The following is a 15,370-nucleotide window of genomic DNA, read 5'->3' on the forward strand; positions in this document are numbered from 1 at the left end:
TGGCGTTATTACAGATCTAAAAAAGCCGTTAATGGACTGGAAGCAACCGCTGTTTGTGCTTGGCTACCCAACCCAGCTAAATAAGCTTGGCGACCTGCTTGTACCGCCAATGCAAACGCTTGACTCATTGCTACCGGGTCTTTCGCCACCGCAATCGCAGTATTAACCAGTACCGCATCCGCGCCCATTTCCATGGCTAACGCCGCATGTGATGGCGCGCCAATACCGGCATCAACAATTACAGGGACAGTCGATTGCTCAATAATAATCTCTAAGAACTCTGCAGTGAGAATACCTTTGTTTGAACCAATTGGCGCACCTAGCGGCATGACTGCAGCAGTACCTACAGCTTCCAGACGTTTACACAATACCGGGTCGGCATGAATATATGGCAACACATGGAAACCATCACGCGCTAGTTGTTCTGTGGCCTTTAAGGTTTCAATGGGATCGGGTAGTAAATATTTTGGATCCGGATGAATTTCTAATTTAATCCAATTGGTTTGCAATGCTTCACGTGCTAATTGCGCAGCATATACCGCTTCTTTGGCATTACGCGCACCAGACGTATTGGGTAATAAGTGCATGCCTGCTGCAATCAAAGGCTTCAGAATATCATCATCTTGATTAGCTAAATCAATGCGTTTTAATGCCATGGTCACTAATTGGGATTGAGATGCAATCAAGGCAGCTGCCATTATTTTTTGATCGCTAAATTTACCCGTGCCAGTAAATAACCGTGATGAAAAGGTTTTATCGGCAATGATAAGCTCATCGCTTGGTAATATGAATGCTGGGTTTAACGTTGTTACTGACATTTAGCCTCCTGCAATAGCTTGAAATAAAGTCACTTGATCATTTTCTGACAACTGAAAGTCATCCCAGTTTTGACGGGTAATAATGGCTTGATTCACCGCTACCGCAATGCCTTTTTCCGGTTGTGCTAATACCGTTAACAATGACGTAATACTGGTCACTGCTAGGTTTTTAATTTCATCGTTAATGATTAATTTCATCTTATATTCCTATCCCTCACATCCAAATATTCAGCCACGAGGTTATTTAATTAACTGCTTAGTCTTTATATTCAGTATTTATATTTCGTATTGGTATTAGCGACTGGCGCACACCGTGCAATCGGGATCTTTCGCGACCGAGAGGTGCTGCCATTGCAAGGTTTTACCATCAAAGCGCATTAACCGATTAAGTGACGACAACGGCATACCGGTTAAATATTTAATCGCTTCCAATGCTTGTAATGATCCAACAATGCCAACCAAGGGACCGAGTACCCCCGACGTACTGCAATTATTTACTGCTCCAGTATCATCAAAAGGATATAAGCAGTGATAACACGCCGAATCAGCTAATTGTGCGTTAAACGAGATCAACTGTCCTTCCATACGAATACCCGCGCCGACAATTAACGGTATTTTCTGGATCACACAGATCTTGTTTATCGCTTGCCTGGTCGGCATGTTATCGCTGCAATCAATCACCAAATCAACTTGGGCTAGCATGTCTGCCATTTGATTTTTCGCACTATCGAGGGTTACTCTTTCTTCGATCACAGTGACATTTATATGGGGATTAAGCTGTGCTAACGAGGCTTTTGCCGCGCTAACTTTAGTTTGCTTTAACTGCTGCTGCGTGAAAATGATTTGTCGTTGCAGATTACTTAACTCAACGTGGTCATCATCCGCTAACACTAAATGGCCAACACCCGCAGCAGCCAAATACAGTGCCACAGGCGCGCCAAGACCACCGACACCAACAATCAATACCTTGGCATTGCGCAGTGCTAATTGCCCCTGCTCGCCGATATCTTCAAGCAGTAAGTGCGCGCTATAACGCATATATTCCTGATCACTTAATCCGGTCATATTCATCCTGTTATATTAATCGTTCGCACATGCTAAGACTGAATGCGGTTCAGCAATCGCCAGTAAATCAGCAATAGCTTGTTTATAATCGTCAGCGCGAGTAATTGCCGTTACCACCGCCACACTACCAACTCCTGTCGCTGCCACTAGCGGGGCACGTGCGATGCTAATACCGCCGATAGCCACTAACGGATAGTCCTGCATTAAAGCAGCATAACGCTGTAAACGCTGTAATCCCTGTGGTTTTGATGGCATGTCTTTGGTCACCGTTGGAAAGATATGGCCAAGGGCGATGTAACTCGGTTTTATTTGGTGAGCACGTAATATTTCATAATAACCGTGGGTGCTTAAACCCAGTTTTAAACCAGCTGTTTTTATCGCCACAAAATCGGCAATCAGCATATCTTCTTGACCTAAATGCACGCCATAGGCCCCGTGCTCAATGGCTAATTTCCAATAATCATTGATAAATAGACGCGCTTGATATTGACGGCCTAATGCCACAGCCGCTTTAATATCATCAACCACCTCGGCTGGGGTTTTATCTTTAATGCGTAATTGCAGGGTTTTCACCCCTTGCTGCAATACTTTTTCTAACCATGCCACTGTATCTACCACCGGATACAGTCCGAGTCTGTTCGTATCACAAGGCGCAAAATCATAAGCCAATTGCATTTGCTGTGCTAAGTCAAGTTGATCGCCCAATACCGTGTTCGGTAATACAACCTGTGGGAAATCACTGCGATCGGTAGGCCATGCGTCTGCAGTTTGATTTAAGTAAGCTCTGGCTACCACCAATGCATCATCAATAGGATAATCTTGGGCGATCACGGTTGCCAATGCCGAAGAGAAAGCACCACGGTGTTCATCTTTGCTTCGTGGCGTTAATGTCGCGCTTGGTGACGATAATAAGATTTCACGTTGTCCGTCAATATAAACATCGAGGGCGATAGATTGCTGCTTATCATCATGATGACCATTAACAGTAATCGCTTTCGCACAAACACCTTTGACACCGAAACTCAGCAGTGTGTTGATCGCTTGTTTCGTCGCACTGAATAACACAGCTGCACCTGTTCCGCCTTGCTCTTGCAGTAAGATCAATACATCCACGATCGGTAATAAGCGTATTTTAATCGTATTAATGAGCACTGAGTCTGCCGATTCAGCCTTTGCCATATCCGATAATGAAATAGATAACGGCTCATAGATAACACTGAGGTCTGGATGTTGTTGTTTATAAGCTTGTAAAAAATCAGCTAAGATCTCCACATGCGAGGTTGTCGCTATCACCCCTATTTTAATGGCTGATGCCACAGGAGCGGCAGTCAATACCGCTAACTCAGCAGCAAAATCCCCATCGGATAACAGTTTCGTCGATACATGATAACCACGTCCACCCAACGCATTAATGGTATTAATATCGGCTTGAGTCGCAGCATTATCGCGAGCATCAAGGCTCGCGATAGTCCAAATAATGGCTTGAGTCATTAAGTTATTATTCCACTTTCTCAGTTGTAGATTCAGGCACTCGACCATTTACCGCATCATGTGTTGGTGGCAGGTATAATTCAGCACCGTGCTTTTTAAATTCTTCCGACATCATCTGCATTCCCGCTTTAGCATCAATTACAACCACTTCATCGAGTAATTGAATACTGATTTTTTCTTGCTCAGCAGTGTAATCGCGGACATCTTGTGAGATCTTCATTGAGCAGAATTTCGGTCCACACATAGAACAGAAATGCGCAACTTTACCGGATTCTTGGGGGATATTTTCATCGTGATAAGCGCGTGCAGTATCAGGGTCTAATGCCAGATTAAATTGATCATTCCAGCGGAATTCAAAACGCGCTTTCGACATGGCATTGTCACGGATTTGAGCACCCGGGAAACCTTTCGCTAAATCAGCCGCATGCGCAGAGATCTTATAGGTGATCATGCCTTGCTTAACGTCTTCTTTATTCGGCAAACCTAAATGTTCTTTGGGTGTCACATAACACAACATGGCACAACCGTACCAGCCGATTTGTGCGGCACCAATACCCGAAGTAAAATGGTCGTAACCAGGAGCAATATCAGTCGTCAATGGACCTAAGGTATAGAAAGGCGCTTCATGACAAATATCGAGTTGCTTTTCAACATTCACTTTAATCATGTGCATTGGGATATGACCTGGGCCTTCGATAATAACTTGTACGTCTTGCTCCCATGCCACTTTCGTTAACTCACCTAAAGTTTCTAATTCAGCAAATTGGGCTTCATCATTAGCATCAGCCGCACAACCTGGGCGCATGCCATCACCTAACGACAGAGATACATCATAGGCTTTACAGATCGCGCAAATCTCTTCGAAATGGTCATAAGCAAAGTTTTCTTTATGGTGGGTCAAACACCATTTCGCCATGATCGAGCCACCACGAGACACGATCCCGGTAAGGCGTTTTGCCGTCATTGGTACATAACGCAACAATACACCCGCATGAATAGTGAAGTAATCAACGCCCTGTTCTGCTTGTTCGATCAAGGTATCGCGGAATACTTCCCAAGTAAGATCTTCAGCGATCCCATTTACCTTCTCTAACGCCTGATAGATCGGCACAGTACCGATTGGCACCGGTGAATTACGCAGGATCCACTCTCGAGTCTCATGAATATTACGGCCTGTGGATAAGTCCATTACCGTATCAGCACCCCAGCGTGTCGCCCACACTAGCTTCTCGACTTCTTCTTCAATCGACGATGTCACCGACGAATTACCAATATTTGCGTTTACTTTAACTAAGAAGTTACGACCGATGATCATCGGCTCAGATTCTGGATGATTAATGTTGGCAGGAATGATCGCACGACCTCGCGCGACTTCATCACGGACAAATTCAGGTGTGATCTTTTCCGGAATACTGGCGCCAAAATCATTACCTGCATGTTGTTTTAATAACAGCTCATTATGGATCAACTCTCGGCCCATGTTTTCACGGATCGCGATGTATTCCATTTCCGGCGTGATGATGCCTTTACGGGCATAATGCATCTGGGTAACGTTTTGACCGTCAATGGCTTTGATTGGTTTTGGTAAATGTTCAAAGCGGATATGGTCAATACCATCATCAGCAAGACGCTGCTGGGCAAAGTGCGACGTCACGATTTCTAGTTCTTCAATATCGTTACGCTCTGCGATCCATTGCTGTCTTAATTTTGGTAAACCTTGGTGTACGTTTATTTCAATCGCAGGATCAGTATAGGCACCTGATGTATCGTAGATTGGAATCGATTCATTTTGCTCATAAATCGGATCGTCTTTACTGCCTGCGACTAACGTCTCATCAAGATTGATTTTCCGCATCGCCACTCGAATATCGTCACGGCTACCGGTCAGATGAAATTTTTCTGAATTAGGAAATGGTTCGCAACTGAGATTGTTAATAAATTCTTGGGCGTTTTCACGGTTTTCACGACGTGTAGGTTTTTTGGTTTTGCTGGTTTGGTTAACATTGGTAGTAGACATAGCATTCATTCCTTTCTAATAAGATGATTGCTTGTCGTTGAGTATGTGTGGAGAGTAGTGATACAGATATGGTGATTGTTTATGTTATCAAAGCAGCCTTAAAATCCCTCTGGCAAACCTCGAATCGCACTCACATTATTGTATTAATCACTCTTGTTTCCTTACGCAGGTATTAGCCTGATCAGGTTCCACGGATCCCATATTTAAATGGTCTCAGCCCTAAAGCACTCCGACAAGATTCAAGAGTATAGACTAGAATGTGAAGTGGAAACAAGAGTAACCGTGATTAATCCTCTCTTTCAACAGGTTCTGTACACATCATGTCTGATAATAAAGGTCGATCAGCAGAGCCATAAATACTGACAGCACATTGTTGATGATAGTCAGAAAAGTAACTAATAAGCATTTTCAGCAGGCATAAAAAAATCCCCAAGACTATCGAAATAGTATTGGGGATTTATGTTAGCTGTAAAAGACTACAACTTTATCTACTCAATATAAAAGGAAAAGTATCAGTGGGTCTGTGACTCTTCCTTTTTACTTTAATTGCATTCAGCAAATCAATTAAAGGTTATTTAGTAGGTTCGCTAAGTTCTGTTCAGCTTCATCAGTCGTAATTTCTTGCATTACTTCTTCTACTTTACCAGCACGTTTTTTAGCACGATCTTGGTGATAAGAGAAGCCTGTACCTGCAGGAATTAGACGACCAACGATAACGTTCTCTTTCAGACCACGAAGGTCATCAATCTTACCATGAACAGCAGCGTCGGTTAGAACACGTGTTGTTTCTTGGAACGATGCAGCTGAAATAAATGATTCAGTTGCAAGAGACGCTTTAGTAATACCCATGAGTATGTGCTGATACACGGCTGGTTGCTTGCCTTCAGCTACTAGCTGACGGTTAGCAATTTTCAGACGTGAAACTTCAGCTTGCTCACCTGCTAGGAAGTGACTATCACCAGCAGAGATTACGTTAGCTTTACGTAGCATTTGACGAACGATAGTTTCAATGTGCTTATCGTTAATCTTTACACCTTGTAAACGGTATACTTCTTGAACTTCGTTCGCGATATAGTTCGCAACATGGCTAATACCACGTAGACGTAAGATATCGTGTGCTGATTCAGGACCATCGGCGATAACTTCACCTTTAGCAACCTTCTCACCTTCGAACACGTTCAAGTGACGCCATTTATGGATCATCTCTTCGTAAGCTTCAGCACCATCAGTCGGTGTGATAACTAGACGACGTTTACCTTTAGTTTCTTTACCGAAACTAATAGTACCTGAGATTTCCGCTAAGATAGCTGCATCTTTAGGCTGACGCGCTTCAAACAGATCCGCTACGCGTGGTAAACCACCCGTAATATCACGTGTTTTCGAGCTTTCTTGAGGAATACGCGCTAACGCTTCACCAATAGTCACTAATGCGCCATCTTCTAAGTTAACGATTGCATTTGAAGGTAAGAAGTATTGTGCAACAACTTCAGTACCAGGAATGAATAAATCATTACCTGCTGCATCAACAAGCTTAACCATAGGACGTAAATCTTTACCAGCGGCAACACGTGCTGCAGGATCCAGAATTACCGTGCTAGATAGACCCGTTAGATCATCAGTTTGCTTAGTAACCGTAATACTCTCAATTAAGTCAACAAACTTAATTTGACCAGCCACCTCGGTGATGATTGGGTGAGTATGCGGGTCCCAGTTAGCAATAATGTTACCAGACTCAACAGCTGCGCCGTCTTTATATTCAACAACAGAACCGTAAGGTAATTTATGGCTTTCTTTAGTACGACCGTTTTCATCAATAATCGTAATTTCTGATGAACGTGACGTAATTACCAGCTTGCCTTCTACATTCTCAACGTATTTCTCGTTGTGGAATTTAATCGTACCCGTGTTTTTAACTTGGATATTATTTTCTGCAGAGGCTCTCGATGCCGCACCACCAATGTGGAATGTACGCATCGTTAACTGTGTACCAGGTTCACCAATTGATTGTGCTGCAACAACACCAACTGCTTCACCTTGGCCAACCATAACACCACGTGCTAAGTCACGACCGTAACAAGCTGCACAAACACCGAAGTCATTGTCACAAGTAATTACAGAACGAACTTTCATTTGGTCCACTGAGTGTTCTTCTAAGAAGTCACAAAGTTTTTCGTCTAGTAATGTGTTACGTGGAAGAATTACTTCACCAGTACTTGGATTCACAACATCTTCAGCAACAACACGACCAAGAACACGATCGCGTAGTGGTTCAACAACATCACCACCTTCAATATGAGGAGTAATGATTAGACCATTTTCAGTACCACAATCAATCTCGTTAATTACAAGATCTTGTGCAACGTCAACAAGACGACGAGTTAGGTAACCCGAGTTTGCTGTTTTAAGTGCTGTATCGGCTAGACCTTTACGTGCACCATGCGTTGAGATGAAGTACTGAAGTACGTTTAGACCTTCACGGAAGTTAGCGGTAATCGGTGTTTCAATAATTGAACCATCCGGTTTCGCCATCAGACCACGCATACCCGCTAACTGACGAATCTGTGCCGCACTACCACGAGCACCAGAATCGGCCATCATGTAAATGCTGTTGAAAGATTTCTGTGTCTCAGTATCACCTAAAGAGTTCACTCTAGTTTCTGTCGACAAGTTATCCATCATTGCTTTTGAGATGTGCTCATTGGCACGCGCCCAAATATCAATCACTTTATTGTAACGCTCACCCGCAGTAACAAGACCAGACTGGAATTGTTCTTGGATTTGAGTTACTTCAACTTCAGCTGCTTCAATTAGCGTTTTCTTCGCATCCGGAATAACCATGTCATCGATACCAACTGATGCACCAGAAAGCGCAGCATAATGGAAACCGGTGTACATTATTTGGTCAGCGAAAACAACCGTGTCTTTCGGACCTAATAGACGGTAACAGTCATTCAGTAGCTTACCAATCTGCTTTTTACCTAACGCTTCGTTAGATACTTTCAGGAACCAGTTAGCTGGATTCTCTGCAAGTTTAGCTTCTTCTTCAGCAGATAAAGTTTTAATCGGATCAATTAATGCATATGGTAGACCCTTAGGTGCTACTAAAGAAAGAATTGCACGACCAACGGTTGTGTTTTTCAGTTCAGTGCGAACTGTAACTTCACCAGTGTCTTCATCTTTAAGATGTTCAGTAATACGTACTTTAACACGTGCATGTAGTTCAACCAGGTGGCTACGATAAAGCTTTTCAGCTTCTTCAGGGCTACCTAGTACCATGCCTTCACCCTTAGCGCCAACGCCAGAACGAGTCATGTAGTAAAGACCTAATACAACGTCTTGAGAAGGTACGATAACCGGTTCACCATTCGCAGGTGAAAGAATGTTATTCGTAGACATCATCAGTGTACGCGCTTCCAATTGAGCTTCAATTGTTAACGGTACGTGTACAGCCATCTGATCGCCATCGAAATCGGCGTTGTATGCAGAACATACTAATGGGTGTAACTGAATCGCTTTACCTTCAATTAGAACAGGTTCGAATGCTTGAATACCAAGTCTGTGCAGTGTTGGTGCACGGTTAAGCATTACTGGATGTTCGCGGATCACGCCGTCTAGGATATCCCAAACTTCAGGGCCTTCACGTTCAACCATTTTCTTAGCGGCTTTAATCGTTGTTGCAAAACCAAGTGATTCTAATTTACCGTAGATGAATGGTTTGAATAACTCAAGTGCCATTTTCTTAGGTAGACCACATTGGTGTAAGCGTAACGTTGGACCTACTGTAATTACAGAACGACCAGAGTAATCTACACGTTTACCTAGTAGATTCTGACGGAAACGACCTTGTTTACCCTTGATCATATCAGCAAGAGATTTAAGAGGACGTTTGTTAGAACCTGTAATCGCACGACCACGACGACCATTATCTAATAGCGCATCAACAGATTCTTGTAACATACGTTTTTCGTTACGTACGATAATATCTGGAGCAGCTAAGTCTAATAGACGTTTTAGACGGTTGTTACGGTTGATCACACGACGGTAAAGGTCATTCAGATCAGAAGTCGCAAAACGACCACCATCTAGTGGTACTAATGGACGAAGATCTGGCGGTAATACCGGCAGTACGTTCATGATCATCCACTCTGGTTTGTTACCAGAGATAGAGAATGCTTCCATTAATTTAAGACGTTTAGTGATCTTCTTACGTTTAGTTTCAGAGTTTGTAGTCTCTAATTCTTCACGCATTTCTTCAATGTCTTGGGTTAGGTTTAGATCTTGTAACAAAGAAAGTACAGCTTCTGCACCCATCTTCGCATCAAATTCATCACCCCATTCTTCTAGGTTGTCAAGATACTGCTCTTCAGTCAGCATCATGCCACGCTCTAGCGAAGTCATACCAGGTTCGATAACAACATATGATTCGAAGTAAAGAATACGTTCGATATCACGCAGTGTCATGTCTAATAATAGACCGATGCGAGACGGTAATGATTTCAAGAACCAAATGTGTGCTACAGGAGACGCTAATTCGATGTGGCCCATACGGTCACGACGAACTTTAGTTTGCGTTACTTCTACGCCACATTTTTCACAGATAACACCACGGTGCTTCAGACGCTTATACTTTCCGCAAAGACATTCGTAATCTTTTACTGGGCCGAAAATACGCGCGCAGAATAAACCGTCACGTTCTGGTTTGAAGGTACGGTAGTTGATGGTTTCTGGCTTTTTAACTTCACCAAAAGACCAAGAACGGATCTGCTCAGGTGATGCTAGACCAATCTTGATACCATCGAACTCTTCGGTCTTACCTTGCTGTTTTAGAAACTTTAATAAGTCTTTCACGTTTTTCTCCACTGGGAGTGAAAACTACGCAGCCTCAACTCACAGAATGAGTCGAGGCGCAATGCTAATTCAAAAGTCTGAATAATCTCTTAATAAGAGCTTATTTCTTACCTTTGTTTTCATCTAGTTCGATGTTGATACCCAATGAGCGGATCTCTTTCAACAATACGTTGAATGATTCAGGCATACCTGGGTCCATACGATGATCGCCGTCTACGATGCTCTTATACATCTTAGTACGACCGTTCACGTCATCAGACTTAACAGTTAGCATCTCTTGTAGAGTATATGCTGCACCGTATGCTTCCAGAGCCCATACTTCCATCTCACCGAAACGCTGACCACCGAACTGAGCTTTACCACCCAGCGGCTGCTGAGTAACTAGGCTGTAAGAACCGGTAGAACGTGCATGCATCTTGTCATCAACCAAGTGATTCAGTTTCAGCATGTACATGTAACCAACGGTAACTGGACGTTCGAATAGATCACCAGTACGGCCATCGTATAACTCTAATTGACCAGATTCTGGTAAATCAGCTAGTCTCAGCATTTCTTTGATTTCAGCTTCTGCAGCACCATCAAACGCAGGTGTTGCCATTGGCAGACCTTTACGTAAGTTGTGCGCAAGAACACGAACTTCCTCGTCAGAGTAAGTTGATAAATCAACTTTCTGATGCGAATCACCGATGTCGTATGCTTTTTGCATAAACTCACGGATCTTAGCAAGATCTTGTTGCTCTTTGATCATGTTATCGATTTTAGTACCGATACCACGAGCAGCAAGACCCAAGTGAACTTCAAGTACCTGACCGATGTTCATACGCGATGGTACACCCAGCGGGTTCAGTACGATATCAACTGGCTCACCAAACTTATCGTGCGGCATATCTTCAATAGGAACGATTGTTGAAATCACACCTTTGTTACCATGACGACCGGCCATTTTATCACCCGGTTGGATACGACGTTTAACAGCTAGGTATACTTTAACGATCTTAAGTACACCTGGTGCTAGGTCATCACCTTGGGTAATTTTACGGCGTTTGATATCAAACTTAGAATCAAAGTCAGCGCGTAGCTCATCATGTTGCTTCGCTAAGCTTTCTAATTGAGTCTGTTGTTCTTCATCAACAAGAACCATCTCTAACCATTGACCACGAGAAATAGCAGTAAGTTGCTCTTCTGTTTTGCCAGCAGCTAATAGTAAGTTTTTAACGCGACCGAATAAGCTCTCTTCGAAGATAGATAATTCTTCAGTTAAGTCTTTTTTCGCTTCACGTAATTGCATCTGCTCGATGTCTTGTGCACGTTTATCTTTATCTACGCCATCACGGGTAAATACTTGCACGTCAATTACAGTACCGTAAACAGAGTTAGGTACACGTAATGAACTGTCTTTTACATCAGACGCTTTTTCACCGAAGATAGCTCGTAGAAGCTTTTCTTCAGGCGTTAATTGTGTTTCACCTTTAGGGGTTACTTTACCTACCAGGATATCACCCGGCTTAACTTCAGCACCAACATAAACGATACCAGACTCATCTAGCTTAGATAATGCGCTTTCACCCACGTTAGGGATATCCGCAGTGATCTCTTCGCTACCAAGCTTAGTATCACGAGCAATCGATGATAATTCTTGAATGTGGATAGTCGTTAGACGATCTTCTTTTACAACACGTTCAGATACAAGGATTGAATCTTCGAAGTTGTAACCATTCCAAGGCATGAATGCGATACGCATGTTTTGGCCAAGTGCTAATTCACCTAGGTCTGTTGAAGGACCGTCAGCAAGCACATCACCTTTAACCACAGCTTCACCAGTTAATACTGTTGGGCGTTGGTTAATACATGTGTTTTGGTTCGAACGTGTGTACTTAGTTAGCGTGTAGATATCAATACCCGCTTCACCTGGTACCAGTTCTTCTTCGTTAACTTTAACGATGATACGACTTGCATCAGCATAGTCGATTGAACCGCCACGTAGCGCAACAACAGTTACACCAGAATCGATTGCTACCGCGCGTTCAATACCAGTACCTACTAATGGCTTATCAGCGTTTAGTGTTGGTACGGCTTGACGTTGCATGTTCGCACCCATCAATGCACGGTTAGCATCATCGTGTTCTAGGAACGGAATTAGCGATGCCGCCACAGAAATAATTTGCTGTGGAGATACGTCCATATACTGGATGTTATCCGCTGACATAAAGGTAGTTTCACCTTTATGACGACATGGGATAAATTCATCTTGTAACATACCGTTTGTATCGATAGTCGCGTTAGCCTGTGCTACTGCATACAGACCTTCTTCGATAGCCGAAAGGTATTGAACGTCATTAGTGACTTTACCGTTGATTACTTTACGGAATGGCGTTTCTAAGAAACCATAATCGTTAGTACGGGCAAATACAGCTAGTGAGTTAATTAGACCAATGTTTGGTCCCTCTGGAGTCTCAATCGGACATAAACGACCGTAGTGAGTTGGATGTACGTCACGTACCTCAAAACCAGCACGTTCACGTGTTAGACCACCAGGCCCTAAAGCAGAAATACGACGTTTGTGCGTCACTTCTGACAATGGGTTATTTTGATCCATAAACTGAGACAGTTGTGATGAACCAAAGAACTCTTTAATCGCAGCTGAAATCGGCTTAGCATTGATTAAATCTTGTGGCATTACTGCATCAAGATCACCAAGACTTAGGCGTTCACGAACAGCACGTTCTACACGAACTAAACCAACACGGAATTGGTTTTCTGCCATTTCGCCAACTGAACGAATACGACGGTTACCAAGGTGATCGATATCATCAACCTCGCCTTTACCGTTACGGATATTAATCAAAGTTTTCATCACTTCAACAATATCTTCTTTATTCAGGATGCCAGAGCCAGTATCTTCTTCGCGGCCAATACGGCGGTTGAACTTCATACGACCAACAGTAGATAGGTCATAACGTTCTTCTGCGAAGAATAGGTTATTAAATAAACCTTCTGCCGCTTCACGCGTTGGTGGTTCACCAGGACGCATCATGCGGTAGATTTCAACTAACGCTTCAAGTTTGTTAGTAGTTGAGTCAACACGTAATGTGTCAGACATGTAACTACCTACATCAAGGTCGTTCGTATAAAGAACATCAATTACCTTGATACCAGCTTGAGACAATTCAGCCACAGATTCGAGTGTTAGTTCAGCATTCGCTGCAACAATCACTTCGCCTGTTTCTTCATTGATATAATCTTTAGAAGCTACTTTACCAGCGAGATACTCTAATGGTACTTCGATTTCGGTTATGCCGGCTTTTTCAAATTTCTTGATATGACGAGCAGTAATACGACGACCATTTTCAACGTATACTTCACCGTTAGCAACGATGTCAAATACAGCTGTTTCGCCACGTAGACGTTCCGGCAGTAGTTCCATCAATATCTTGCCATCTTTAACTTCAAAACGTGTAGTATCGAAGAAGATTGCTAAGATTTCTTCCGTCGTGAACTCAAGTGCACGAAGAATAATTGATGATGGTAATTTACGACGACGGTCAATACGAACGAATAAGCAATCTTTCGGATCGAATTCAAAGTCTAACCATGAACCACGGTAAGGAATAACGCGTGCGTTATATAGTACTTTACCTGATGAATGAGTTTTACCTTTGTCGTGATCGAAGAATACACCAGGACTACGGTGTAACTGAGATACGATAACACGCTCTGTACCATTGATAACAAAAGTACCAGTATGAGTCATTAATGGGATTTCGCCCATGTAGACTTCTTGTTCTTTGATATCTTTAATAGTACCTGCTGGTGCATCACGATCGTATAATACAAGACGTAATTTAACACGCAGCGGTGCAGAATAAGTAATTCCTCGGGTTTGACATTCTTTAACTTCAAATACGGATTCACCTAAACGGTACGATACATATTGAAGTTCAGAAGTTCCAGAGTAACTTTTAATAGGGAACACGCTACGGAATGCTGCTTCCAGGCCGTGTTCACCTGTGTGATCCATTTCTAAAAACTTTTTAAAAGAGCTCGTTTGGATAGCCAACATTTGCGGCTTAGCCACAACTGGTGCACTTTTACCAAAGTCTTTACGGATACGTTTTTTTTCGGTATTAGAGTAAACCATTTGGTTCCTCAGCTCGCTGATAAGTGACCCACTCTGCCCTGAATAAGGACAGCTCTAACAACATCATTATATGTTTTTTATCCTGTCTCGACCAAATGAATTGGGCTAAACAGTGCGCAGAATTTTGGTTGAAATGATGTGAAATTTCCAAACATCCTATAGCGCAAAAAGGCCGGCGATTAAAGAATCACCAGCCAATGCCTTATGAGGGCAATAATCTATTTAAGAATAGACTATTTGATCTCAACAGTACAACCAGCTTCTTCTAGAACTTTCTTAAGTTCTTCAGCTTCAGCTTTTTCTACGCCTTCTTTAACAGCTACAGGTGCAGATTCAACAACACCTTTAGCTTCTTTAAGACCTAGGCCTGTAGCAGCACGAACAGCTTTAATAGCTTTAACTTTGTTTTCGCCGAAAGAAGCAAGAATTACGTCGAATTCTGTTTGCTCTTCTTCAGCAGCAGCAGCAGCGCCGCCAGCAACAACTGCAGCTGCAGCTGATACGCCGAATTTTTCTTCCATTGCTTCGATTAATTCAACAACTTCCATAACAGAAAGTTCAGCAATTGCGTCGATGATTTGGTCTTTAGTGATTGACATGGGTCATTCCTAATATATTAAAATTTATTTTAGACAAAGCGGCTAAATTAAGCAGCTTCTTGCTCTTTTTGATCGCGTAAAGCAGCCAATGTACGTACAAGTTTGCCAGCTGATGCTTCTTTCATAGTCATCATTAACTGAGCAATTGCTTCGTCGTATGTTGGTAGTTTAGCTAGTTTATCAATGTTTTCTGCACCGATAAATTCGCCTTCAAATGCTAACGCTTTAACTTCGAAAGATTCTTCTTGTGCAGCGAAGTCTTTTAAAAGACGAGCTGCAGCACCTGGGTGCTCATTAGAGAATGCGATCAGAGTTGGACCGGTAAATACTTCGCTAAGGCACTCAAAATCAGTACCTACAATAGCGCGCTTCATAAGAGTGTTACGTACTACAC

At 42.8% G+C, this 15,370-nt stretch carries 9 protein-coding genes and 1 riboswitch; all 9 genes read right to left on the bottom strand.

The window, feature by feature from the left end; translation table 11 throughout:
- Positions 1-8: 8 nt before the first annotated feature.
- Positions 9-818, bottom strand: a complete 810-nt coding sequence (locus tag PE36_RS17795; RefSeq protein ID WP_006033449.1) for a thiazole synthase — start codon at positions 816-818, stop codon at positions 9-11.
- Positions 819-1,016: a sulfur carrier protein ThiS gene (thiS, locus tag PE36_RS17800; RefSeq protein ID WP_006033450.1), complete on the bottom strand. Its 198-nt coding sequence runs from the start codon at positions 1,014-1,016 to the stop codon at positions 819-821.
- A 96-nt stretch (positions 1,017-1,112) separates the two neighbouring features.
- A complete protein-coding gene (locus PE36_RS17805; protein WP_043994728.1) occupies positions 1,113-1,883 on the bottom strand; it encodes a HesA/MoeB/ThiF family protein in 771 nt (256 codons plus the stop codon).
- Between the two features lie 15 nt (positions 1,884-1,898).
- Entirely contained in the window at positions 1,899-3,374 is a 1,476-nt protein-coding gene (gene thiE, locus PE36_RS17810) for a thiamine phosphate synthase (protein ID WP_006033452.1), read from the bottom strand.
- A 7-nt stretch (positions 3,375-3,381) separates the two neighbouring features.
- Positions 3,382-5,400 (bottom strand): phosphomethylpyrimidine synthase ThiC, encoded by a 2,019-nt coding sequence (thiC, locus tag PE36_RS17815; RefSeq protein WP_006033453.1) that lies wholly within the window; start codon positions 5,398-5,400, stop codon positions 3,382-3,384.
- Positions 5,401-5,531: 131 nt separating this feature from the next.
- A riboswitch (TPP riboswitch) is annotated at positions 5,532-5,633 on the bottom strand.
- Positions 5,634-5,955: 322 nt separating this feature from the next.
- Entirely contained in the window at positions 5,956-10,239 is a 4,284-nt protein-coding gene (gene rpoC / locus PE36_RS17820; RefSeq protein ID WP_043994732.1) for a DNA-directed RNA polymerase subunit beta', read from the bottom strand.
- Positions 10,240-10,339: 100 nt separating this feature from the next.
- On the bottom strand, positions 10,340-14,377 hold the full coding sequence (gene rpoB, locus PE36_RS17825) for a DNA-directed RNA polymerase subunit beta (protein ID WP_006033455.1): 4,038 nt from the start codon (positions 14,375-14,377) through the stop codon (positions 10,340-10,342).
- Positions 14,378-14,610: 233 nt separating this feature from the next.
- Positions 14,611-14,976 (bottom strand): 50S ribosomal protein L7/L12, encoded by a 366-nt coding sequence (gene rplL / locus PE36_RS17830; RefSeq protein WP_006033456.1) that lies wholly within the window; start codon positions 14,974-14,976, stop codon positions 14,611-14,613.
- A 47-nt stretch (positions 14,977-15,023) separates the two neighbouring features.
- Positions 15,024-15,370 (bottom strand): 50S ribosomal protein L10 (rplJ, locus tag PE36_RS17835; protein ID WP_006033457.1); only part of this gene is annotated, 347 nt, incomplete at its 5' end.

Source organism: Moritella sp. PE36 (assembly GCF_000170855.1).
Taxonomy (GTDB): Bacteria; Pseudomonadota; Gammaproteobacteria; order Enterobacterales; family Moritellaceae; genus Moritella.

Excerpts from the sequence above, each read along its gene's own strand:
- PE36_RS17795 (WP_006033449.1), bottom strand. The coding sequence starts at position 818 with ATGTCAGTAACAACGTTAAACCCAGCATTCATATTACCAAGCGATGAG.
- thiS (WP_006033450.1), bottom strand. The coding sequence starts at position 1,016 with ATGAAATTAATCATTAACGATGAAATTAAAAACCTAGCAGTGACCAGT.
- PE36_RS17805 (WP_043994728.1), bottom strand. The coding sequence starts at position 1,883 with ATGACCGGATTAAGTGATCAGGAATATATGCGTTATAGCGCGCACTTA.
- thiE (WP_006033452.1), bottom strand. The coding sequence starts at position 3,374 with ATGACTCAAGCCATTATTTGGACTATCGCGAGCCTTGATGCTCGCGAT.
- thiC (WP_006033453.1), bottom strand. The coding sequence starts at position 5,400 with ATGAATGCTATGTCTACTACCAATGTTAACCAAACCAGCAAAACCAAA.
- rpoB (WP_006033455.1), bottom strand. The coding sequence starts at position 14,377 with ATGGTTTACTCTAATACCGAAAAAAAACGTATCCGTAAAGACTTTGGT.
- rplL (WP_006033456.1), bottom strand. The coding sequence starts at position 14,976 with ATGTCAATCACTAAAGACCAAATCATCGACGCAATTGCTGAACTTTCT.